The organism is Bradyrhizobium sp. 61 (assembly GCF_023073075.1).
Classification (GTDB): domain Bacteria; phylum Pseudomonadota; class Alphaproteobacteria; order Rhizobiales; family Xanthobacteraceae; genus Bradyrhizobium; species Bradyrhizobium barranii.
In genome coordinates this window covers 1-19,533 of sequence record NZ_JADPIU010000072.1, presented here as the reverse complement: position 1 = coordinate 19,533, position 19,533 = coordinate 1, and the positions used below count along the sequence as shown (strand labels likewise).

Here is a 19,533-nt window from a genome sequence, read left to right as displayed (position 1 = left end):
CCTAGCCGCCGGTCATCGGCGGGAAAAACGCGATCTCGCGGGCGCCCGCGATCACGGCGTCCGATTTGACGTGGGCATGATCGATCGCGGTGCGGATCACCTTCGGCTTCTCGAAGGCGTAGGCATAGGCCTCGCTCTGGCCGGACAGCCAGGCGATCAGCTCCTCGACGGTGCGCACGGTCGCCGGCGGCTCGATGGTCTCCTCGGTCTTGCCGACGCGCTCGCGCACCCAGGCGAAGTACTTCACCTTCATGCCTCATCCTCCTTGATGAGGTGATGGATGCCGGCGCGGAAATAGTCGTAGCCGGTGTAAATGGTGAGGATCGCCGAGGCCCAGAGCAGCGCCAGCCCGATCATCGAGACCACGGGCACCACCTCGTCGCCGGCCGGGCCAGCGAGCAGGAAGCCGATGGCGATGAGCTGAACGGTCGTCTTCCACTTCGCAAGCTTTGTCACGGGAACGCTCACCCGCAACGCCGCGAGATATTCGCGCAGGCCCGAGACCAGGATCTCGCGGCACAGGATCACGATGGCGGCCCATAGCGACCAGCCATGGATGATGCCGTCGGCGGCCAGCATCAGCAGGCAGGAGGCGACCAGCAGCTTGTCGGCGATCGGATCGAGCATCCGGCCGAACGCCGATTGCTGATTCCAGATCCGCGCGTAATAGCCGTCGAGGTAATCGGTCACTGCTGCCGCGATGAAGATGGCGACCGCGACCCAGCGCAGCCACAGCGGCTGATCCAGAATCGACTGCGCATAGATGCACCCGACCACGACCGGGATCGCGGCGATCCGGCCATAAGTCAGGATGTTCGGGAGGGACATCGCGCGGCTGGTCGTCCCTCGTGTCGTGGCGATGTTCATCCGTCCTACCAATACCGCTCGTGCCTGAAGGTCAACCGTCCCGCTCCCCAAATGAGGTGCAGCATGCGACGACCATATGACCGCGGCTCCCTTAGTTCACCCCGGCTGGGGATGGAAATAGTCGAAAATCCTGCGAGCGCTCTCGGCGCTCACCCCCGGAACCTTGCCGAGATCGGCGATCGAGGCCCGCTCGATCTCCTTCAGGGTTCCGAAATGGTGCAGCAAGGCACGTTTGCGTGACGGGCCGATGCCCGGAATCTCCTGCAAACCGGCCTCGCGGATGTCCTTCTTGCGCAGCTTGCGGTGCGAGCCGATGACGAAGCGGTGGGCCTCGTCGCGCAGGCGCTGGATGAAATAAAGCACGGGATCGCGCGGCTCCAGCTTGATTGCCTCGCGCTCCGGCATGAACAGGGTTTCGCGGCCGGCATCCCGGTCCGGTCCCTTGGCGACCGACATCAGCGACACCTGGGTCAGGCCGAGATTCGTAAAGATCTCCCGGACGGCGTTGAGCTGGCCGCGACCGCCGTCGATGATCACGAGGTCGGGCCATTGCGGGAAGTCGTCGTCCTTGGCCTTGCCGGCGGCGTCCTCGGGCGGATTGATCAGGCGCTTGAAGCGGCGCTCCAGCACCTCTTTCATCATGCCGTAATCGTCGCCCGGCGTGAGCCCTTCCGACTTGATGTTGAACTTGCGGTACTGGTTCTTCACGAAACCATCGGGCCCGGCGACGATCATGGCGCCGACCGCATTGGTGCCCTGGATGTGGCTGTTGTCGTAGACCTCGATGCGCTTGGGCGAATGCGGCAGGCTCAGCGTCGTGGCCATGGCGTCGAGCAGGCGGCTCTGTGTCGCGGTGTCCGCGAGCTTGCGGCCCAACGCCTCGCGCGCATTGGTCAGCGCGTGGGCGACCAGCTCCTTCTTCTCGCCGCGCTTGGGCGCCGTGACCTCGATCTTGTGGCCGGCCTTGATCGACAGCGCATTGGCGAGCAGCTCGCTTTCCTCGATCTCGTGCGAGAGCAGGATGTTCTTCGGCGGCGGCTTGTCGTCGTAGAACTGGGCGAGGAAGGACCCCAGCACTTCCTCCGGCGTATAGGTCTTCTCCGCGCGCGGGAAATAAGCGCGGTTGCCCCAGTTCTGTCCGGTGCGGAAGAAGAACACTTCGACGCAGGAGAAGCCGCCCTCCTGGTGGATGGCGAACACGTCGGCTTCTTCCACCGTGCGCGGATTGATGCCCTGCTGCGACTGGATCGCCGACAGCGCGGCGAGGCGGTCGCGGTAGAGTGCCGCGGTCTCGAATTCGAGCTCGCCGGAGGCCTTCTCCATCTCGCCGGCAAGCTCCTGCTTCACCGCTTGGCTCTTGCCGGAGAGGAAGTCGGTCGCCTCGCGCACCAGCGTCGTGTAGCCGGGGAAATCGATCTCGCGGGTACAAGGGCCGGCGCAGCGGCGGATCTGGTAGAGCAGGCAGGGCCGCGAGCGGCTCTCGAAGAAGGAATCGGTGCAGGAGCGGATCAGGAACGCGCGCTGCAAGGCGGTGATGGTGCGGTTGACCGCGCCGGCGGAAGCGAACGGGCCGAAATAGCGGCCGGGCCGCGACTGCGCGCCGCGGTGCTTGAGGATCTGCGGCGCCCAATGGTCGCCGGTGATCAGGATGTAGGGAAACGATTTGTCGTCGCGCAGCTGCACATTGAAGCGCGGCCGGAGCTGCTTGATGAGGTTGGCTTCCAGCAGCAGCGCTTCGGTCTCGGTGTTGGTCGAGACGATCTCCACGGTCACCGTGGCTGCGATCATGCGCAGGATGCGCGCCGGTTGCGGCGCGCTCTGGCGCGCGTAGTTCGACAGGCGCTTTTTGACGTTCTTGGCCTTGCCGACATAGAGCACGTCGGCATTGGCGCTGAGCATGCGATAGACGCCCGGCGAGGTGGGCGCGAGGCGGACCGCGCGCTCGATCGCTTCATGGCCGGTCGCCAGCGGCTCTTCGCCGACCGCGCCGCTCTCCTCCAGGATGTCAGGCAGCAGCGCGTCGTCCTCGTCCTCGCCAGCGGTGGTGGCGGGATCGAGGTCCGGCGGCGCCAGGCTCTCCGGCGGGGCGTCGGCCGTCGTGCCGCGCGGAGATTTGCGCGCGCGTGCGTCGTCCGGATTGTCGGTGGAATCGTGAGCCATGATGCGAATTTAAGCGCTGGGGGTGCCGATTTGAAGTTCCAGCCTTGCGGCACACACAGGATGGCGGCGCGGTTCCGGGTAACACTTGCTTAAGCCTGTTAAGAGCGTGGTAACCCGGCTTAACAGGCCTTTAACTTAAAACTCTCGATAAATCTTACGCGAAAAAGAGGAGGTTCCGTAACCATGCGATTTTGCCTTGCGCGGCGGCGCAGGCATCGCGGGGGGCGGCCGTTGCGTTGGAGAGTACCGATGAGGGGGTTCGTTGTAGGCGCAGCCGTGTTGGTTGCAGCCGGCTGGACAGCTTCGGCAGAGGCCGCCGATCTCAATTACGGGCAGGGTGCGCCCTACACCGTCAATCAGCCGCTCAATGCGTATAGCTGGGCCGGTCCGTATCTCGGTGCCAATCTCGGCTATGAGTGGGGCTCGGTGAGTAATTCGCCCGTCAAGCCCTCCGGTTTCGTCGGCGGTGTGCAGGCCGGCTACAATTTTCAGAACGGTCCATGGGTGTTCGGCGTCGAGGGCGATATCCAGGCCGCAGGCGCTGATGACACCTTCGCGCCGTGGAAGTTCTCCAACCCCTGGTTCGGCACGCTGCGCGGCCGCGCCGGCTATGCGTTCAGCAACGTGCTGTTCTACGGCACCGCCGGCCTCGCCTTCGGCGAGCTGCGCGCGCAGACATTCGGTTGGACGGAGTCGCACACCACCGCAGGCTGGACCATCGGTGCCGGCGCGGAAGTCGGCTTCGCGCCGAACTGGAGCGCCAAGCTCGAATATCTCTACATCGATCTGTCGACGAGCCAGTTCGCAATTACCGGCGTGTCAAACGGCTATAGCGCCAGCGTTGTGCGCGCAGGCGTGAACTATCACTTCTGATAGTTGAAGAAGAAAATACCGGACAACAGCCTCCCGGCCGCTCGCGGCCGGGATTTTTTTCGCCAGGTGTTCGCTCGAAAACGCTCTAGGAGACGATGACCAAATTGACTGCCTTTGGTCCCTTCCCCTTCTTGTCCGGCTCGACTTCAAAAGTAATGCGCTGTCCTTCGGCGAGATCTTTCAGTCCCGCCCGCTCCACAGCAGTAATGTGCACGAAGACGTCGCGCCCGCCGTCGTCGGGCTTGATGAAACCGTAGCCGCGCTCGCCGTTAAAAAACTTGACCGTTCCCGTCATGGCCATCGGGAAACTCCCCCTCATTGCTCCTCCGTCGCGACGCAGACTCACGTCACGACATGACCGGGCCTTACGAAGCCCGGGAGCTGGCCATCCTTGGGCGGACCTTTCTTTCGGTCCGATCGGATCTTTCTTAGGCCTTCACTCCGCCGCAACCATTCGCGGAAGCGGAACGTAAAGCCAGTCACGGAAACAGCATAATACGGTTCTCTGCAGATTGACTACCGCTCCTGCATCTTTTTCCCAAGAATGCCGGTGTGTTACGGCCTCGGCACCTCTAATCGGAATCTGGCAGCTCCGCCCTGTCCGAGCGGTATCTCCAGCTCGGGCAGGATCGTCTTGAGCTCGCCATGCAGCGTGTACGGCGGATTGACGATCAACAATCCGGCGGAGGTGAGGGTGGCGCCATCAAGCTGCGGCGCGACACTGAATTCGAGACGCAGACATTTTCCTGGTGGTTTTGCTGCGGCTGCGAGCCGCGCCACTGATTGCACCAGCGTGTCGGTGGCGCGCCGGCTCTTGGCCGGATACCAGATTACATAGATACCGGTCGGCCATTTGGTGAAAGCCGCCGCGAAGGCGTCGCCGAGCTTTTCGAACTCGTCTTTCGCCTCGAACGGCGGGTCGATCAGCACGAGCCCGCGCCGTTCTTTCGGTGGCACGAAGGCCGGCAGCGCGACCCAGCCGTCGAGATCGACCACGCGCGCCTGTTCGTCGCGGCGCAGCACACCGATCAGCGCCTTGCGCGCCTTCGGCTCGAGCTCGCAGGCAACGAGGCGGTCCTGCGGCCGCAGCAGGCCGCGCGTGATCAGCGGCGAACCCGGATAGGCCTTGAGCTCGCCCTTCGGATTGTAGGCGCGAACGATGTCGAGATAGGGCTTGGCCAGCGCCACGGCGTCGTTCGACAGGCGCGCCTGCATCAGCCGCGCGATGCCGGTCAGCCATTCGCCGCTACGGCGCGCCTCGTCGCTTTCGAGATCGTAGAGGCCGGCGCCGGCATGGGTGTCGATGACACGGAATGCCCCCGGCTTGTCCTGGAGGTAGGTAATGATGCGCGCGAGCACGATGTGCTTGATGACATCGGCGAAGTTTCCGGCGTGGAAGGCGTGACGGTAGTTCATGAGACAGGACTACGCTACGTCACGGCTTGAGCAAAGCGGCATGCGCGCCTGTGCCGGCATGGGCCCCGAATCTGCAGCGCACCGCCGAACCGGCGCTGCGTCCGGGGCACAAACACTTGGACTAGCCACCTCTGATCGGCGGCATCGTCACCTGGTCGCGGCGGCAGGCGCGGCGCTCGATCTCCTCGCAGGCCCGGAATTGCAGGTCCTTGCTGAGGCAGATGCGGACCTCGGAGAGCCGGGTCCGATTGCAGGTGACCGAGATGGCCGCGTTGCTCAGGCCCGCATTGGCCTTGATGAAGGCTTCCTCCACCTCGCCCGGCGCCACGGTCTTGGCCTGTGACAGTTCGAGATATTCCGCGGGGATCTTGATCGCGGCGCGCGCCTTTCGGATCATCTCGAAATAATTGCGGCTGTCGAGCCCGGAGCAGGTGCCGTGCTTGTCCCACTCGTTGAAGATCAGCCCCGGCGCCGGCATCAAATCGAGCATCGAAGAGACGATGTTGCGGTTCAGGCGTGGCGACGGCCGCTGGCAATATTCAGGGAAGCCATTCTCATATTGCGGCCACAGCCCGTGCACCACGAACGCGTAGGGCCGCCCGCTGCACTGCATCTGCGAGCGACCACCGCCGCCGCCGCGGTTGCGCTCGGACGCCTCCTCGCAGAACGAGGGCGACCATGACAGCGACAGCACATAGAAGTCGAATTCGCCGGGCGCGTTCTGCCGTTTGTCCTGGGCCTTCGCGCCGCCCGGCAGCGCGACCAGCCCGGCGGCCAGAACCAGGGGGAGGGTCAGTGAGATCACGAGACGGGTGAACGAACGCAATCTAAAATGAAACATGGCGACGCCCCTCAACTAGACTGTGCAATCAGCCTAGCAGGCAACAAGAACATTTCAAGAACAAAATTCGGGCCGGCCCGTCAGGCGCCTGATCAGTCCGATTCAGGCCTTTCGATCGAGGCTCAGGGCCTGGCGGCGCGGCAGGACGGATTGTAGGCCCAGTTGCGGTCGAGCCCGACCACGCACCATTCCACACCATTGCCGTAGCCAGAGAAGCCGCCATCCTCGATGATCGAGAAATGCACCTTGCGCACCTTTCCGTCATTGAGCATGGCGTCGCCGGTGCAATAGCGGCGCGGAATGTTGTCAGACTGCCAGGGCCGGAACGCGATCTCGTGAACGGCGGCGAAGCCGGTGATCTTCAACGAGGAATTCCAGAACGAGCTTTCCTTCTCCCAGAACTGGGTGGCGATGGTCGGCAGCGCCCTCTCGCAATCGACGACGGCGCCGTCATAGCGCGGCCCGTTCAGCCAGAAGTTCAGCTCCAGCGGATTGGCGGCCCTGGCCTCACCGAGCGACAGCGCTCCGAACATGAGGCCAAGCAAGGTGGCAAAGCGGAGCGATTTCAGGGGGAGGGCGCGCATGGGCAATCCGGACAGCTGGGTCTTGCGAAGGATGGACGGTGCCGCGAAGGCCGGGGCAGGTCAAGTGCAGCGCGGCAACACTTGGCCAAGAGTTGACCCTAACCTCGCAGCCGGCGGGGCATCAGTTCTTTTCATGGACCTCCCGGCACCGTAAACTGGTGCCAACCAATTGGAGTGACGGGAATGCGAATCATTGCGGCCGCGGGCCTTTTTGCCGGCCTGGTTGTCTCGGGAATGATGGCCAGCCAGTCGGCACGCGCCGATCTCCTTCCGGTGCCTCCGTTCAAGGGCAACGACACCGGCGGCATCATCGCTTATTCGCTGGCGACCCAGGCGGATGCGCGGCAGGTCGCGGTCGATCACTGCGCGCGCTACGGCAAGGTCGTGAAATTCCTCGCGGTGCAGGCCTTTGAGGGCGGCTATATCTCGTTCTCCTGCCGTTGGGTGCCCTATGGCGCTGCCCAACAGCCGATCCGTACGCTGTACTGAGGCGCTTTCGGAACGTCGGGAGCTTCCCACATGACGCGCAAGCTCGCTTTGCTCGGCTCGGCCCTTTGTCTTGTGGTGTCGGCAGGCAGCGCCAGCGCCGACGATCTGCCGGTGCGCAAGGCCGGTCTCTGGGAAATGAAGATGGTCAGGACCGGCACGCCCATGCCCGAGATGACCATGCAGCACTGCACCGACGAGACCGTCGATAAGGAGATGAACAACAACGTCTCCCCGATGGCCAAGCAGATCTGCGCCAAGCAGGACATCAAGAAGACCGCGACCGGCTATGTCAGCGATTCCGAGTGCAACGTCGCCGGCATCAGCACGACCTCGCATGCCGAGATCACCGGCGATTTCAACTCGGCCTATACGGTGAAGACCTCGTCGCATGCGCAAGGCGGCGCCGCCGGCGCAGCAGGCCGCGACACCACGATGCAGCTCGAAGCCAAGTGGCTGGGGGCCTGCAAGCCCGACCAGAAGCCCGGCGACGTCGTAATGCCCGGCGGCTTCAAGATGAACGTGCGCGACATGGACAAGTTGAAGGCGCTGCTGCCGAAGTAGGCTCACCGCGAAATCGGTGCGCTCCCTCGCCCCGTTCTTATGGGGAGAGGGTTGGGGTGAGGGGCCTCTCTCCACACGTGCGGTCGTTGAGGGACCTGTACCCCCTCACCCGGATCGCAAGAGCGATCCGACCTCTCCCCGCAAGCGGGGCGAGGTGAAGGAAAGCTAAACCGGAATCCTGACACTCGCCCTTAATCCCCCCATCGGGCTGTCGCCGAGGGTGATGTCGCCGCCATGCGAGCGCGCGATGTCGCGGGCGATGGCTAGCCCCAAGCCGGTGCCGCCTTCGTCCTGGTTGCGGGCGTTGTCGAGCCGCAGGAACGGCTTGAACACCTCTTCGCGCAAGTGCGCGGGAATGCCGGGGCCGTCGTCCTCGACCGTGACAGTCAAATAACGGTGATCGCGCTGGCCGTTGATGGCGATGCTCTTGCCGTAGCGTGCCGCGTTGGTGACGAGGTTGGCGAGGCAGCGCTTGAACGAGGCCGGCTTCACGGTCACCACGGGCAGACCGTGGAACGCGACGGTCGCGGTGTGGCCGTGGCGCTCGGCGTCGCTGCGCAGCTCCTCGAGCGCCTGCGCCATGTCGGTCGGCTGCGACTGTTCGCCGGAATCGCCGCGGGCAAACGCAAGGTAGTCCTCCAGCATCATCGACATCTCGTCGACGTCCTTGCGCATGCCCTCGAGCTCCGGGTTGTCGCCAATCAGCGCCAGCTCGAGCTTGAAGCGGGTCAGGATGGTGCGCAGATCGTGGCTGACGCCGGCAAGCATCGCGGTGCGCTGCTCCATCGTGCGCTCGATGCGTGACTTCATCTCGAGGAAGGCGACCGCCGCGCGCCGTACCTCGCGCGCGCCGCGCGGCCTGAAGTTCGGCGCCTCGCGGCCCTTGCCGAAACTCTCGGCGGCGTCTGCCAGCCGCAGGATCGGCTTGATCTGGTTGCGCAGGAACAGCACGGCGACGATCAGGAGGATCGAGGAGGTGCCGACCATCCAGAACAGGAAGATCTCCGAGTTCGAGGCATAGGCGGCGCTGCGCTGCGCGAACACGCGCATCACGGCATCGTCGAGCTGGATCCGGATCTCGACGAGGTTGGAGCGGCCGACGGTGTCGATCCAGAACGAGCGTCCGATCTGGCGACCGAGCTGCACCGACAGCGTCTGGTCGAGCAGCGAGAAGAACGGTTTTGGGCCCGGCGGCGGCATGTCGCCGGCGGGCAGGAAGTCCACCACGAGGCCGAGGCGCTGCTGGGCGATGCGGCGGATCTCGTTGCGGTCCTTGTCCTGCGGATAGCCCTTGTAGACGTCGATCAGCGCGGCGATGTCCTGCACGACGGCAGCCGACAGGCGGCGCGTCACCGTGTTCCAGTGCCGCTCCATGAACACGAAGGCGACGACCGATTGCAGGATCACCATCGGCACGATCATGATGAGGAGCGCGCGGGCATAGAGGCCGGTCGGCATCCAGCCTTTGAATGCGTTGCCCATCCAGCCATTGGCGGCGGAGACGCGGCCGGCGGCGCTCTTCAACAGCGTCAGGCCGGTATCGATCGTGCTCATCGGTCGCGCTTCACTGCTTTATGGCGAGGCCACCAGGCGGTAGCCAATGCCGCGCACCGCCTGGAGGAACAGCGGATTAGCGGGGTCGGTCTCGATCTTGCGCCTGAGGCGGTTGATCTGCACGTCGACGGCGCGCTCGTTGACGCTGCCATTGCCGGTGAGCGCGCTGCGGGGCACGGTCTCGCCCGGGGTCTCCGAGAGAATCCGCAACATCTCGCGTTCGCGGTCGGTGAGGTGAATGACCTCCTCGCCCTGGCGCAGCTCGCCGCGATCGAGATGGTAGACGTAAGGGCCGAACGCGATCTTCTCCACCGCGGCGGTTTGCGGCGGCGGTGCGGCGCGCTTGAGGATGTTGTTGATGCGCAGCGCAAGCTCGCGCGGCTCGAACGGTTTTGCCACGTAATCGTCGGCGCCGATCTGCAGGCCCTCGATGCGGGCTTCGGCCTCGTGCCGTGCCGTCAGCATCACGATCGGCACCGAGGAGGAGGTCCGGATGAAGCGGGCGAGATCGAAGCCGGTCTCGCCGGGCATCATGACGTCGAGGATCAGGAGATCGAAATGCAGGCCCATGAGCTTCGAGCGTGCATCGCCGGCGCTTGCGGCGGTAGTGACGCGATAACCTTCGCTGGCGAGGAAGCGCGACAACAGATCGCGGATGCGGCGGTCGTCGTCGACCAGCAGCAGATGCGGCGCATCGTCGGCCGGTTCTACCGGCGGGCGGGCGAGCGTGGCAGCGAACGGCACGTTCACTCCTTTCCGTCCTGATTGACGTTGGCGAAGATCGTCTCCAGCACCTTGTCCGGATCGTCGCGGTCGATCATCGCGCGCAGGAAACGCTTGACGGTATCGGCATCCTGCGGCGCCAGCTCGGCGAGCGCCTTGGTGATCCGCGTGGTCTGGAGCCCGGCGAGCTTCTGCACCAGCGCCTCGCCCTTCGGCGTCGCGTAGAGCAGGCGCTGGCGGCGGTCATTGTCGCCGGTCTTCTGCACGATATAGCCCTCGTCCAGGAGCTGCTTGAGCACGCGGCCGAGCGACTGCTTGGTGATGCGCAGGACATCGAGCAGGTCGGCGACCTTGAGGCCGGGATAACGATAGACGAAATGCATGACCCGGTGGTGGGCCCGGCCGAAGCCGAAAGCCTCCAGCTCCTGGTCGGGATCGCCGACGAAATCACGATAGGCGAAGAACAGCAGTTCGATGATATCCCAGCGCAAATTGCCTCCATCGCCTGCGGCCGGCCGCGGCTCGGCTGCGTCTTGAGAGGGAGTTGCGAAATTTATGTCAGGCATATTGACGTATCTTGGGTTCAATGTTACAAAACGATCAACCCGCACGAAATTTTAGATCGCTTCGCGTCGGGTGGCAGTTCTAGGAGCGGCCGGAGAGAGCCGGACAGGCGGCGACGGCCGAAGCAGATCTACCGTGCGATTGTCGAGCGGCATTTCGGCAAAACATACTGGACTTCCGCCTTCCGCAAAAGCATGTCCTCGGCGACATGCTGGCCACGGAAACCGGCCGTAACAAGGCTGGCGGCGGTCCAGCCACAACCTAATCAAGCCAGCCGGGCCCAAACAGGGCAGGCGGGCGCCAGAACAGCGCCGCTACCGGCAGCGGGAGGCAAGGACATGAGTATGAAATTCGACATCCAGCCCGCATCCAATCCGACATCCGAGAAGGACCGCGTCGCCAAGCTGGTGGATCCCGGCTTCGGTCGGGTTTTCACCGATCACATGGCGATCGTCCGCTACAACCAGGCCAAGGGCGGCTGGTACGAAGCACGCGTCGAGGCGCGCGCCAACTTCCAGCTCGATCCGGCCGGCGCAGTCCTGCACTACGCGCAGGAAATCTTCGAAGGCCTCAAGGCCTACAAGCGTGACGACGGCGGCGTGAACCTGTTCCGCCCCGACGCCAATGCGCGCCGCTTCAAGGATTCCGCCGACCGCATGGCGATGGCGCAGCTGCCCGAGGACGTCTTCATCGAGGCGGTCGAGCAGGTCGTGCGCATCGACCGCGCCTGGATGCCGGGCGGCGAGGGCAGCCTCTATCTGCGCCCCTTCATGATCGCGAGCGAGACCTTCCTCGGCGTCAAGCCGTCGTCCGAATACATCTTCGCGGTGATCGCTTCGCCGGTTGGCTCCTATTTCAAGGGCGGACCTGCGCCAGTCTCGATCTGGGTCTCGGAGAACTACACCCGCGCCGCGATCGGCGGCACCGGTGCCGTCAAGTGCGGCGGCAATTACGCGGCGAGCCTGCGTGCGCAGGCCGAAGCGATCCAGCACGGTTGCGATCAGGTCGTCTTCCTCGACGCGGTCGAGCGCCGCTACATCGAGGAGCTCGGCGGCATGAACGTCTTCTTCGTGTTCGAGGACGGCTCGCTCTCGACGCCGCCGCTCGGCACGATCCTGCCCGGCATCACCCGCGACTCCATCATCGCGCTCGCGAAGGATGCCGGCAAGACGGTGCGCGAGGAGCCGTACTCGCTCGACCAGTGGCGCAAGGATGCGGCAAGCGGCAAGCTGAAGGAAGCGTTCGCCTGCGGCACCGCTGCCGTGATCTCGCCGATCGGCAAGGTGCGCTCGGTGAGCGGCGATTTCGACATCAGCGGCGGCGCCGCCGGCCCCGTCGCCACGGGCCTGCGCAAGCAGCTCATCGACATCCAGTACGGCCGCACCAACGATCCGCACAACTGGATCCGCAAGGTGTTTTGATCGACGGCGATTACGTTTCCCCTCTCTCACAAGGGAGAGGGGAAACGCGCAACGTTTGTGGCTTTTCGCGCTATGAACGTGCGGCTGCCGACACGCGACAAAGCCAGGAGACATCGAAGCATCCTGGACATCGCGAACATGGCAACAAAACTCTCCCAGCCCATGAAATGGGTCGTTCTCGCCGCAATCACCGGCTTCAGCGTTTTCGGCATCCTGACCATCGGGCCCATGCCGGAGGTCGTAGCGCAAGACCGCTCGCCGATCGTCGACGTGCGCACCACCGATCCCGAGATGAACACCGCGATCGCGCGCGCCCGCGGCACGCTTCCCACCTTCTGGGCGTCCTATGACGCGCCAAAGCCGTCGGAGACCGGGCACGCCTTGAAGGTGCGCTTTTCGACCCGCAGGGGCGGAGAGCATATCTGGATCGGCGACGTGAAGAAGCTGCCGAACGGCACCTATTCGGGCCTCTTCGCCAACGAGCCGCGCGATCTGCCGGGCAAGCGGGCCGGCGATGCGGTCAAGTTCAGCGAAGCGGACATTTCAGACTGGATGTTCATGCGTAACGGCAAGATCGTCGGCGGCGAAACCATCAAGCCGACGCTGAAGTCGCTGCCAAAGGCGGATGCGGATGCCCTGCGGGCCCGGATGGAGCAGCCGTAAATTCTGTCCCCGCAAGCGGGGCGAGGTAAAGCGAACTTCGGTTGCCGCTTTGCGCGTCGGCTGGTAAACGCCGCGCATGGCCGAGAAACCCAAAAAACCCCAGAAACTGAAGGCGCGCCTGCCGCGCGGGCTCGAGGATCGCGATCCCGCCGCGATCCGGGCGACGCGCGAGATGGTCGAGAAGATCCGCGCCGTCTACGAGCTCTACGGGTTCGAGCCCGTGGAAACGCCGGCGATGGAATACACCGACGCGCTCGGCAAGTTCCTGCCCGATCAGGACCGTCCGAACGAGGGCGTGTTCTCGTTCCAGGACGACGACGAGCAGTGGATCAGCTTACGCTACGATTTGACCGCGCCGCTCGCGCGTTACGTCGGCGAGCGCTACGGGACCGACGGTCTGGTCTTGCCCTACCGCAGCTACCGCGTCGGCTATGTGTTCCGCAACGAGAAGCCCGGACCCGGCCGCTTCCGCCAGTTCATGCAGTTCGACGCCGACACGGTCGGCTCCGCGACGCCGGCGGCGGATGCCGAGATCTGCATGATGGCTGCGGACACGATGGAAGCGCTCGGCATCGCGCGCGGCTCCTATGTCGTGAAGGTCAACAACCGCAAAGTGCTCGACGGCGTTCTGGAAGCCATCGGGCTCGGCGGTGACGAGAACGCAGGCCGCAGGCTGACCGTGCTGCGCGCGATCGACAAGCTCGACAAGTTTTCTGCCGACGAAGTGCGCAAGCTGCTCGGTCCCGGACGATGGGATGGCGGGGAAGAAGGCAAGGGCGACTTCACGAAGGGCGCCAATCTGAGCGAAGCCGAGGGCGACGTTGTTCTCGCCATCACCAAGCCGCGCGACGATTGGAAAGACGCGATCGCCGCGGCGGAAACTTACCTCGCCAAGAGCGAGATTGGTCAGGCCGGCGTGAGCGAGCTGGAAGAGATTGCCAAGCTGGTCACGGCGTCGGGTTACGGCGCGGACCGCATCAAGATCGACCCCTCCGTCGTGCGCGGCCTCGAATATTATACCGGCCCCGTCTACGAGGTCGAACTGCTGCTCGAGACCAAGGACGAGAAGGGCCGCCCGGTGCGCTTCGGCTCCGTCGGTGGCGGCGGACGTTACGACGGCCTCGTCTCGCGCTTCCGCGGTGAGCCGGTGCCGGCGACCGGGTTCTCGATCGGCGTGTCCAGGCTCCAGGCCGCGCTGACGCTGCTCGGCAAGCTCGACACGCGGCCCGACTTCGGCCCCGTCGTCGTCACCGTGTTCGATCGCGACCGCGTTGCCGACTACCAGAAGATGGTGGCGTCCTTGCGCGCTGCCGGCATTCGTGCCGAACTCTATCTCGGCAATCCCAAGAACATGGGCAACCAGCTCAAATATGCCGACCGCCGCAACTCACCTTGCGTGATCATCCAGGGCTCGGATGAAAAGGCGCGCGGCGAGCTGCAGATCAAGGATCTGATCGAAGGCGCCAAGGCCGCCGCCGCGATCGCCTCCAACCAGGAGTGGCGCGAGAGCCGTCCGGCGCAGTTCTCGTGCAGCGAAGCCGACCTCGTCGCCAAGGTGCGCGAAGTCCTGGGCCGCCATGACGTAAAGTGGGGATAGCCATTCCGGAAGGCCGTCACGCCCGGGCTTGTCCCAGGCATCCACGTCTTGTTTGATGGCGACCGTCAATGGCCGGTGTTCGGCCGCACGGGAGAGAACGATGCCTGAGATTACCGTCAGCATGGCCGAAGGCCGCACCGACGAGCAGAAGGCCGGCATGATGCGCGACATCACCCAGGCCCTGGTGAAGAATCTCGGCGTCGATGCCGATGCCGTCGTCATCCAGATCAACGAAGCCCCGCTCCGTCACAAAATGAAGGGCGGCAAGACCTTTGTGGAGCGCGCGGCGGCTGCGAAGAAATAGCCAAAGCTGTAGCGGCATTTTCCGCTGTCGTCCCGGACAAGCGCAAGCGCAGATCCGGGACCCATAACCACAGGGAGTGGTTATGCGGTGAAGCGGTAACTCCGAGTCCCCCGAAACCACGACGTCCTGTGGTTATGGGTCCCGGATCGGCGCGCGCTTAAGGCGCGCTTGTCCGGGACGACACCGTGTGTGAGGCCCCCATGGACGCACGCGACTTCATCACAATCGGCATGAGCGCCGAGCGCACGCTGGTGGTGCCGGCTGAGCGGACGGTCGGGCATTTCGTGCCCGGCATGCCTTTTGTTTATGCGACGCCGATGATGATCCTGGAGATGGAGATGACGTCGGGCGATGCGATCCGCGCCGCGCTTCAGCCGGGCTGGGTCACCGTCGGCACCGAAGTCGATATCCGCCACCTCGCAGCCGCTCTCGTCGGCGCGACGGTGCGGACCACCGCGAAGGTGGTCGCGGTCGAGCGCCGCGTCATCCGCTTCGAGGTCGAGGCGTTCGAGGGCACGCGCAGGCTCGGCGAAGGCCGCCACGCGCGCGGGCTTGTGAATGTCGAGATGTTCAACAAGCGGCTCGGGGCGTAGCGGCGAGCGCGATGCCGTAGGGTGGGCAAAGGCGCGAAGCGCCGTGCCCACCATTTTTTCGGGATCGCGAACGAAGTTGGTGGGCACGCTTCCGCCTTCGCTCGTCGAGCTTCGGCGGACAAGCCGCTTTGTCCACCCTACGACACCTGCTTACTTCGCCAGTTCCTTCGACCGCTTCGTCGCGGCCGCGATCGCGCGGATCATCAGATCGCGCAGGCCCGGCTCACCCATCAGCACGCCGAGTGCTGCGGCCGTGGTGCCGCCTGGCGACGTGACGTTCTGGCGCAGCGTGCTGGAGGGAAGCTCCGACTGATGCAAAAGTTCACCCGAGCCGGCGACGGTTTCGCGTGCAAGCTTCGTCGCCAGCGCCTCGGGCAGTCCGGCCTCGACGCCGGCGCGCGCGAGCTCTTCGGCGAGCAGGAACACATAGGCCGGGCCTGAGCCGGACACCGCGGTGACCGCATCCATCAGGCCTTCATCCTCGACCCATTCGACCGAGCCGGTGGCACGCAGCAGCGCATCGGCTACCGCGCGCTGCGTGGTGCTGACGTTCTTCGCCGCGACGGCGACCGTGATGCCGCGACCGATCGCGGCCGGCGTGTTCGGCATCGCGCGCACCACTGCGCCACCGCAGACCTCTTCGAGCGATGCGATCGTGGTTCCCGCCATGATCGAGACCACCGAGGTCTTGTCCGAGACGAATGGCTTCAGCCTGGCGCCGGCCTCGCGGAACATCTGCGGCTTCACCGCGACGACCAGAGTCTCGACCGTGCCGGCGGCGCTGACATCGGGATTGAGCGCAACGCCGTTGGCGGCAAGCGCGGTGATCTCAGGTGAGATGTGCGGATCGATCACCGCGACGCGACGCGGGTCGAGTCCGCCTGAAAGCCATCCGGTCAGCATCGCGCCGCCCATCTTGCCGGCGCCGGCGAGGAGGATGGTGCTGGTGATGTTCTTGAGAGTGCTGCTGTCTGCCACTGTGGTCACCACAAACAAAGGTGTCGTCCCGGCGAAGGCCGGGACCCATAACCACAGGCGGTTCTAGTGGATGGAGGGCGGAGCAACAAGCATCGCGCGATACGGAGAAATCACACGGTATGGGTCCGGATCTGCGCTCCGCCTGTCCGGCACGACGCTGAGGAGGGCGCGCGCGCCCCTCACCATCTTGGAGAGAGACCTTACGCCTCTCCCACCGTGTCGAACATCGCCGCGTCCATCGCCTGCGCGGTGGTCTTGCCGGCCCACACCACGAACTGGAACGCGGGAAAGTAGCGCTCGCAGGCATGGATGGCGCCGGCGAGCATGGCTTCGCATTGCGCGGTCGAGGCGGTGAGCCCGCCCGGCAGCACCAGCGCCTGGCGGTGCATGATCATGCCGGTGTTGGTCCACAGGTCGAAATGGCCGACCCATAGCTGCTCATTGACCGCGGCGACCAGCCGTTGCACTTCGCCCCGCCGCGCAACCGGAATCTTCATGTCGAAGGCGCAGGCCAGATGTAGCGCCTCGATCTCACCCATCCAGGTGAAGGAGATCTGATAGTCGGTCCATTGTCCCTTGGAGACAATCGTGAGCTCGTCTTCGCCGGAGCGTTCGAACGGCCAGTTGTTGCTGGCAGCGATGTCCTCGACCACCGCGAGCGGGTGATTTCTGGAATCGATAGTGCCTTCGAGCAGGGACATTCCGTCTCGACCTCTTGCCTTTTTGTTGTCTTTGATACGCACGCGGTCGGCCCGGCGCGCTCCCTCAACGTCGCTGTCGCGATCCCCTCGGATCAGCGCGAGCCTGTCGCGGATCAAGTGATGTGATTTGCGGAATCTGCGCAACTGGCTGCCGAGTCCGTCCACAAGCCAGGACTCGTTCGTCCACAGCTCATCTCCGCCACAATTCTTAACGAATGAGAACAAATCGGAATCGAATTCGCCGATGGCGCGCCAATCGTTAATTCCGCCGGGCGAGGCCACACCCGTCATGGCGGCATGGGACCATGCGGTTTTTCATGCGGAACGCGCTTGCTGCGGCCGCCGGATGGCGTCATATTTCCGGTCAGGCCGTTCATCCCGGGCGGCCGATGTTCTCAGGGCGGGGTGAAAGTCCCCACCGGCGGTAAGGGTCGCAAGGCCCAAGCCCGCGAGCGCCTTCCCCCAGGAATATTCCTGAAAAGGAATTTGCCGAAGGGAAGGGTCAGCAGATTCGGTGCAACTCCGAAGCCGACGGTTAAAGTCCGGATGAAAGAGAACGGTCGGTGGCAGACGCATCGCAAGGTGCGGCTGCTTGTCGTTCCGTGTGCCCTGATTCTGGTCCTTTGAAGGAAAGCCATGAATCAGATGTTGCAAGATCCCCAAACCGAAACTTCCGAAGTCACCCAACCGCCGGTTCCGCAGGATCCGGCACCCGAGCATCCGCGCTTCGCGAAACCGCAGCGGGTGGCCTTCGTGCAGGCCTGTTGGCACCGCGACGTGGTCGAGGAGGCCCGCATCGCCTTCGTGAAGGAGGCGGCCGCGCGTCACCTCAATCATGTCGACGTGTTCGAGGTGCCGGGCTCGTTCGAGATCCCGCTGCATGCGCAGATCCTCGCCAAGACGCGGCGCTACACCGCGATCGTCGCGGCGGGCCTTGTCGTCGACGGCGGCATCTACCGCCACGAGTTCGTCGCCGACACCGTGATCAAGGCGCTGATGGACGTGCAGCTGCGCACCGAGGTGCCGGTGTTCTCGGCGGTGCTGACGCCGCAGCAATTCCACGAGACTGAGGTGCACTACGATTTCTTCCGCAGGCATTTTGCGATCAAGGGCGTCGAGGTCGCCGCAGCCTGTGCCGAGACATTGCTCGGTCTGGAGCGCCTGCGCGGTCAGGTCGCGGCGGGCATCGTGTAGCCGTCCGCTCACACGCCGCTGATTGTCAATCCCGTCGCCGTCCCTATAAAGTCGGCGGCGGGAGGAGGCCGTGCCGTGGAGACGGGCGGCCGACAAGATCATGTTCGAAGGACACGATCCCTATCTCGTCGCGCTCTCTGTGGCGGTCGCGAGTCTGGGTGGCTATACCGGCTTTGCGCTTGCTGCTCGCATCCGCAACACGCCCGGCGTCAGCAACCGCGTTCTGCTCGCGGGTGCGGCTGCGTTTCTGGCCGTGGGCATCTGGACCATGCATTTCGTCGGCATGCTGGCCGCGCCGCTGCCGCCGGACACGGTCTATCTGGTGCTTCCCACCATCATCTCGTTCCTGATCTGCGCGCTGGTGGTCGGCATCTCGCTTTTCTTTGTCTCGATCGGCGAACCGTCCCTGAAGCGGGTGGCGTCGTCCGCAGTCTTGCTCGGCGTCGGCATCGCCAGCATGCATTATGTCGGCATCCACGGCCTCGCCGGTCATTTCGGTATCGTCCACGACCGGACCATGGTGCTGCTCTCGGTCGTGGTCGCGATCGTCACCGCCTATGGTGGTTTGCGCGCCTTCCTGGCGCAGCAGGAGGGCGTCCGGCTAATCGTCAGTTCGGTTGTTTTTGGCGTCGCCGTCTCCGGCATGCATTACACCGCGATGCTGGGTATGCATTTCGAGCCGCTGACCGGTGCGGCGCATCACCACGCCGGCGGCGGTCTTGCCGCGTCGCAGCAAATCCTGTCGATCATCGTTGCGGTGCTGTGCTTCGTCATCGCAGCCGGCTTCCTGCTGTCGCTGGTTCCCGACCAGCGGCGTCAGACGTCGACCTCTGTTGCTGCCGAACCGGCTGCTTCGCCGGTCGCGGCGGCCGCCATCGAGCTGATCGCTGCGCCGGCTGCAGCTCCGCGCCCGGTGGCCCCGCTCGGCGGTCTCGGCCAGCCGCCCCGCGCGCCGGTTCCCCGGTTGCCGGTCGAGAGCGCCGATGGCACGCACTTCATCGAGACAGCCAATGTCCGCAGCGTCCGGGCCGATGCGCACTACACCCGTGTTCACGACGGCACCCGCGAGCGAATGTGCCCCTGGTCGATCTCGGAGGCCGAGGCCCAGCTCGATCCCTCGCTGTTCCTCCGGGTGCACCGCAGCCATATCGTCGCGATCCCCCATGTCGCGCTGGTCCGGAAAGAGGGGGATGGCGCCGTGCTCGAGCTCGACGGCCCGTCGCCGCATCGGGTCCCGGTCAGCCGGGCCAAGATTGCCGAGGTGAAGGCAAGGCTGGGACTGGCGAATAGGCGGCACGCGTAGAGTCGGGCCGCACGGGAGGCGCGTTCTTTCTTACCCTCCCCTGGAGGGGGAGGGTCGCTTCGCATGGAGCGGAGCGTAGTGCGGAGCGGGGTGGGGTGACGGTCCCTCCGCGATGAATACTCCCCGAGTGGAGAGATCACCCCACCC

At 64.7% G+C, this 19,533-nt stretch carries 22 protein-coding genes and 1 riboswitch; of the genes, 10 read left to right on the top strand and 12 right to left on the bottom strand.

The genetic code is table 11. From position 1 onward, the window contains the following. Nucleotide 1: 1 nt before the first annotated feature. From moaD to uvrC, 3 genes are all read right to left on the bottom strand, one after another. Nucleotides 2-253: a molybdopterin converting factor subunit 1 gene (gene moaD, locus IVB46_RS27420; protein ID WP_247315479.1), complete on the bottom strand. Its 252-nt coding sequence runs from the start codon at nt 251-253 to the stop codon at nt 2-4. Continuing rightward, nucleotides 250-867 carry a CDP-diacylglycerol--glycerol-3-phosphate 3-phosphatidyltransferase gene (pgsA, locus tag IVB46_RS27415; RefSeq protein ID WP_014491974.1) on the bottom strand — a complete coding sequence of 206 codons (618 nt, stop codon included), beginning with the start codon at nt 865-867 and terminating at the stop codon, nt 250-252. Before pgsA ends, moaD begins: the two co-directional genes overlap by 4 nt. Nucleotides 868-963: 96 nt before the next feature. Beyond that, nucleotides 964-3,027: an excinuclease ABC subunit UvrC gene (gene uvrC / locus IVB46_RS27410; protein ID WP_085403343.1), complete on the bottom strand. Its 2,064-nt coding sequence runs from the start codon at nt 3,025-3,027 to the stop codon at nt 964-966. Nucleotides 3,028-3,276: 249 nt separating this feature from the next. Between uvrC and IVB46_RS27405 the strand changes: the two genes are divergently transcribed. Then, nucleotides 3,277-3,900, top strand: coding sequence for an outer membrane protein (locus tag IVB46_RS27405; RefSeq protein ID WP_014491976.1), 624 nt, complete (start codon nt 3,277-3,279; stop codon nt 3,898-3,900). Nucleotides 3,901-3,985: 85 nt separating this feature from the next. On the opposite strand, the gene IVB46_RS27400 is transcribed toward IVB46_RS27405, so the two are convergent. The 4 genes from IVB46_RS27400 to IVB46_RS27385 all read right to left on the bottom strand — a co-directional run bounded on the left by IVB46_RS27400 (nt 3,986) and on the right by IVB46_RS27385 (nt 6,741). Continuing rightward, nucleotides 3,986-4,201 carry a cold-shock protein gene (locus IVB46_RS27400; protein WP_063986700.1) on the bottom strand — a complete coding sequence of 72 codons (216 nt, stop codon included), beginning with the start codon at nt 4,199-4,201 and terminating at the stop codon, nt 3,986-3,988. 254 nt (nt 4,202-4,455) lie between these two features. Then, nucleotides 4,456-5,316 (bottom strand): 23S rRNA (adenine(2030)-N(6))-methyltransferase RlmJ, encoded by an 861-nt coding sequence (gene rlmJ / locus IVB46_RS27395; RefSeq protein WP_247315476.1) that lies wholly within the window; start codon nt 5,314-5,316, stop codon nt 4,456-4,458. 121 nt (nt 5,317-5,437) lie between these two features. Next, nucleotides 5,438-6,157, bottom strand: a complete 720-nt coding sequence (locus IVB46_RS27390; protein ID WP_247315474.1) for a ribonuclease T2 — start codon at nt 6,155-6,157, stop codon at nt 5,438-5,440. Between the two features lie 122 nt (nt 6,158-6,279). After that, nucleotides 6,280-6,741, bottom strand: a complete 462-nt coding sequence (locus IVB46_RS27385) for a hypothetical protein (protein WP_063985577.1) — start codon at nt 6,739-6,741, stop codon at nt 6,280-6,282. 183 nt (nt 6,742-6,924) lie between these two features. Here IVB46_RS27385 and IVB46_RS27380 point away from each other — a divergent pair, with 183 nt between their 5' ends. Next, a complete protein-coding gene (locus IVB46_RS27380) occupies nt 6,925-7,230 on the top strand; it encodes a hypothetical protein (protein WP_247315473.1) in 306 nt (101 codons plus the stop codon). Nucleotides 7,231-7,260: 30 nt separating this feature from the next. Further along, nucleotides 7,261-7,791 carry a DUF3617 family protein gene (locus IVB46_RS27375; protein ID WP_247315471.1) on the top strand — a complete coding sequence of 177 codons (531 nt, stop codon included), beginning with the start codon at nt 7,261-7,263 and terminating at the stop codon, nt 7,789-7,791. Nucleotides 7,792-7,956: 165 nt separating this feature from the next. On the opposite strand, the gene IVB46_RS27370 is transcribed toward IVB46_RS27375, so the two are convergent. The 3 genes from IVB46_RS27370 to IVB46_RS27360 are packed head-to-tail and all read right to left on the bottom strand — an operon-like array spanning nt 7,957 to nt 10,634. Then, entirely contained in the window at nt 7,957-9,345 is a 1,389-nt protein-coding gene (locus tag IVB46_RS27370; RefSeq protein WP_028151545.1) for an ATP-binding protein, read from the bottom strand. 18 nt (nt 9,346-9,363) lie between these two features. Then, the gene (locus IVB46_RS27365) at nt 9,364-10,095 is read right to left on the bottom strand and encodes a response regulator transcription factor (RefSeq protein ID WP_028169830.1); all 732 of its coding nucleotides are present in this window, start codon (nt 10,093-10,095) and stop codon (nt 9,364-9,366) included. Beyond that, a complete protein-coding gene (locus tag IVB46_RS27360; RefSeq protein WP_063985573.1) occupies nt 10,092-10,634 on the bottom strand; it encodes a MarR family transcriptional regulator in 543 nt (180 codons plus the stop codon). The genes IVB46_RS27365 and IVB46_RS27360 overlap by 4 nt, the downstream gene beginning before the upstream one ends. Before the next feature lie 336 nt (nt 10,635-10,970). Between IVB46_RS27360 and IVB46_RS27355 the strand changes: the two genes are divergently transcribed. The 5 genes from IVB46_RS27355 (at nt 10,971) to IVB46_RS27335 (ending at nt 15,210) form a co-directional block, all read left to right on the top strand. Then, nucleotides 10,971-12,053 carry a branched-chain amino acid aminotransferase gene (locus IVB46_RS27355; protein WP_247315466.1) on the top strand — a complete coding sequence of 361 codons (1,083 nt, stop codon included), beginning with the start codon at nt 10,971-10,973 and terminating at the stop codon, nt 12,051-12,053. Nucleotides 12,054-12,191: 138 nt separating this feature from the next. Further along, complete coding sequence (locus tag IVB46_RS27350; RefSeq protein WP_247315463.1) at nt 12,192-12,716, top strand: DUF2314 domain-containing protein; 525 nt, start codon at nt 12,192-12,194, stop codon at nt 12,714-12,716. A gap of 76 nt (nt 12,717-12,792) precedes the next feature. After that, nucleotides 12,793-14,313 (top strand): histidine--tRNA ligase, encoded by a 1,521-nt coding sequence (hisS, locus tag IVB46_RS27345; protein WP_247315460.1) that lies wholly within the window; start codon nt 12,793-12,795, stop codon nt 14,311-14,313. A 55-nt stretch (nt 14,314-14,368) separates the two neighbouring features. Next, on the top strand, nt 14,369-14,617 hold the full coding sequence (locus IVB46_RS27340) for a tautomerase family protein (protein ID WP_071909549.1): 249 nt from the start codon (nt 14,369-14,371) through the stop codon (nt 14,615-14,617). A 200-nt stretch (nt 14,618-14,817) separates the two neighbouring features. Next, nucleotides 14,818-15,210: a hotdog domain-containing protein gene (locus IVB46_RS27335; RefSeq protein WP_247315456.1), complete on the top strand. Its 393-nt coding sequence runs from the start codon at nt 14,818-14,820 to the stop codon at nt 15,208-15,210. Between the two features lie 150 nt (nt 15,211-15,360). Here the strand turns inward: IVB46_RS27335 and proC are convergent, their stop codons facing one another. Next, complete coding sequence (proC, locus tag IVB46_RS27330) at nt 15,361-16,197, bottom strand: pyrroline-5-carboxylate reductase (RefSeq protein WP_247315453.1); 837 nt, start codon at nt 16,195-16,197, stop codon at nt 15,361-15,363. Nucleotides 16,198-16,388: 191 nt separating this feature from the next. After that, nucleotides 16,389-16,889: a YbjN domain-containing protein gene (locus IVB46_RS27325; RefSeq protein WP_028151553.1), complete on the bottom strand. Its 501-nt coding sequence runs from the start codon at nt 16,887-16,889 to the stop codon at nt 16,389-16,391. A 387-nt stretch (nt 16,890-17,276) separates the two neighbouring features. After that, nucleotides 17,277-17,451: riboswitch (FMN riboswitch) on the top strand. Nucleotides 17,452-17,525: 74 nt separating this feature from the next. Between IVB46_RS27325 and IVB46_RS27320 the strand changes: the two genes are divergently transcribed. Both IVB46_RS27320 and IVB46_RS27315 read left to right on the top strand, forming a co-directional pair. Beyond that, on the top strand, nt 17,526-18,083 hold the full coding sequence (locus IVB46_RS27320; RefSeq protein ID WP_071909551.1) for a 6,7-dimethyl-8-ribityllumazine synthase: 558 nt from the start codon (nt 17,526-17,528) through the stop codon (nt 18,081-18,083). Nucleotides 18,084-18,183: 100 nt separating this feature from the next. Then, nucleotides 18,184-19,386 carry an MHYT domain-containing protein gene (locus IVB46_RS27315; protein WP_247343869.1) on the top strand — a complete coding sequence of 401 codons (1,203 nt, stop codon included), beginning with the start codon at nt 18,184-18,186 and terminating at the stop codon, nt 19,384-19,386. The last annotated feature ends 147 nt before the right edge of the window (nt 19,387-19,533 follow it).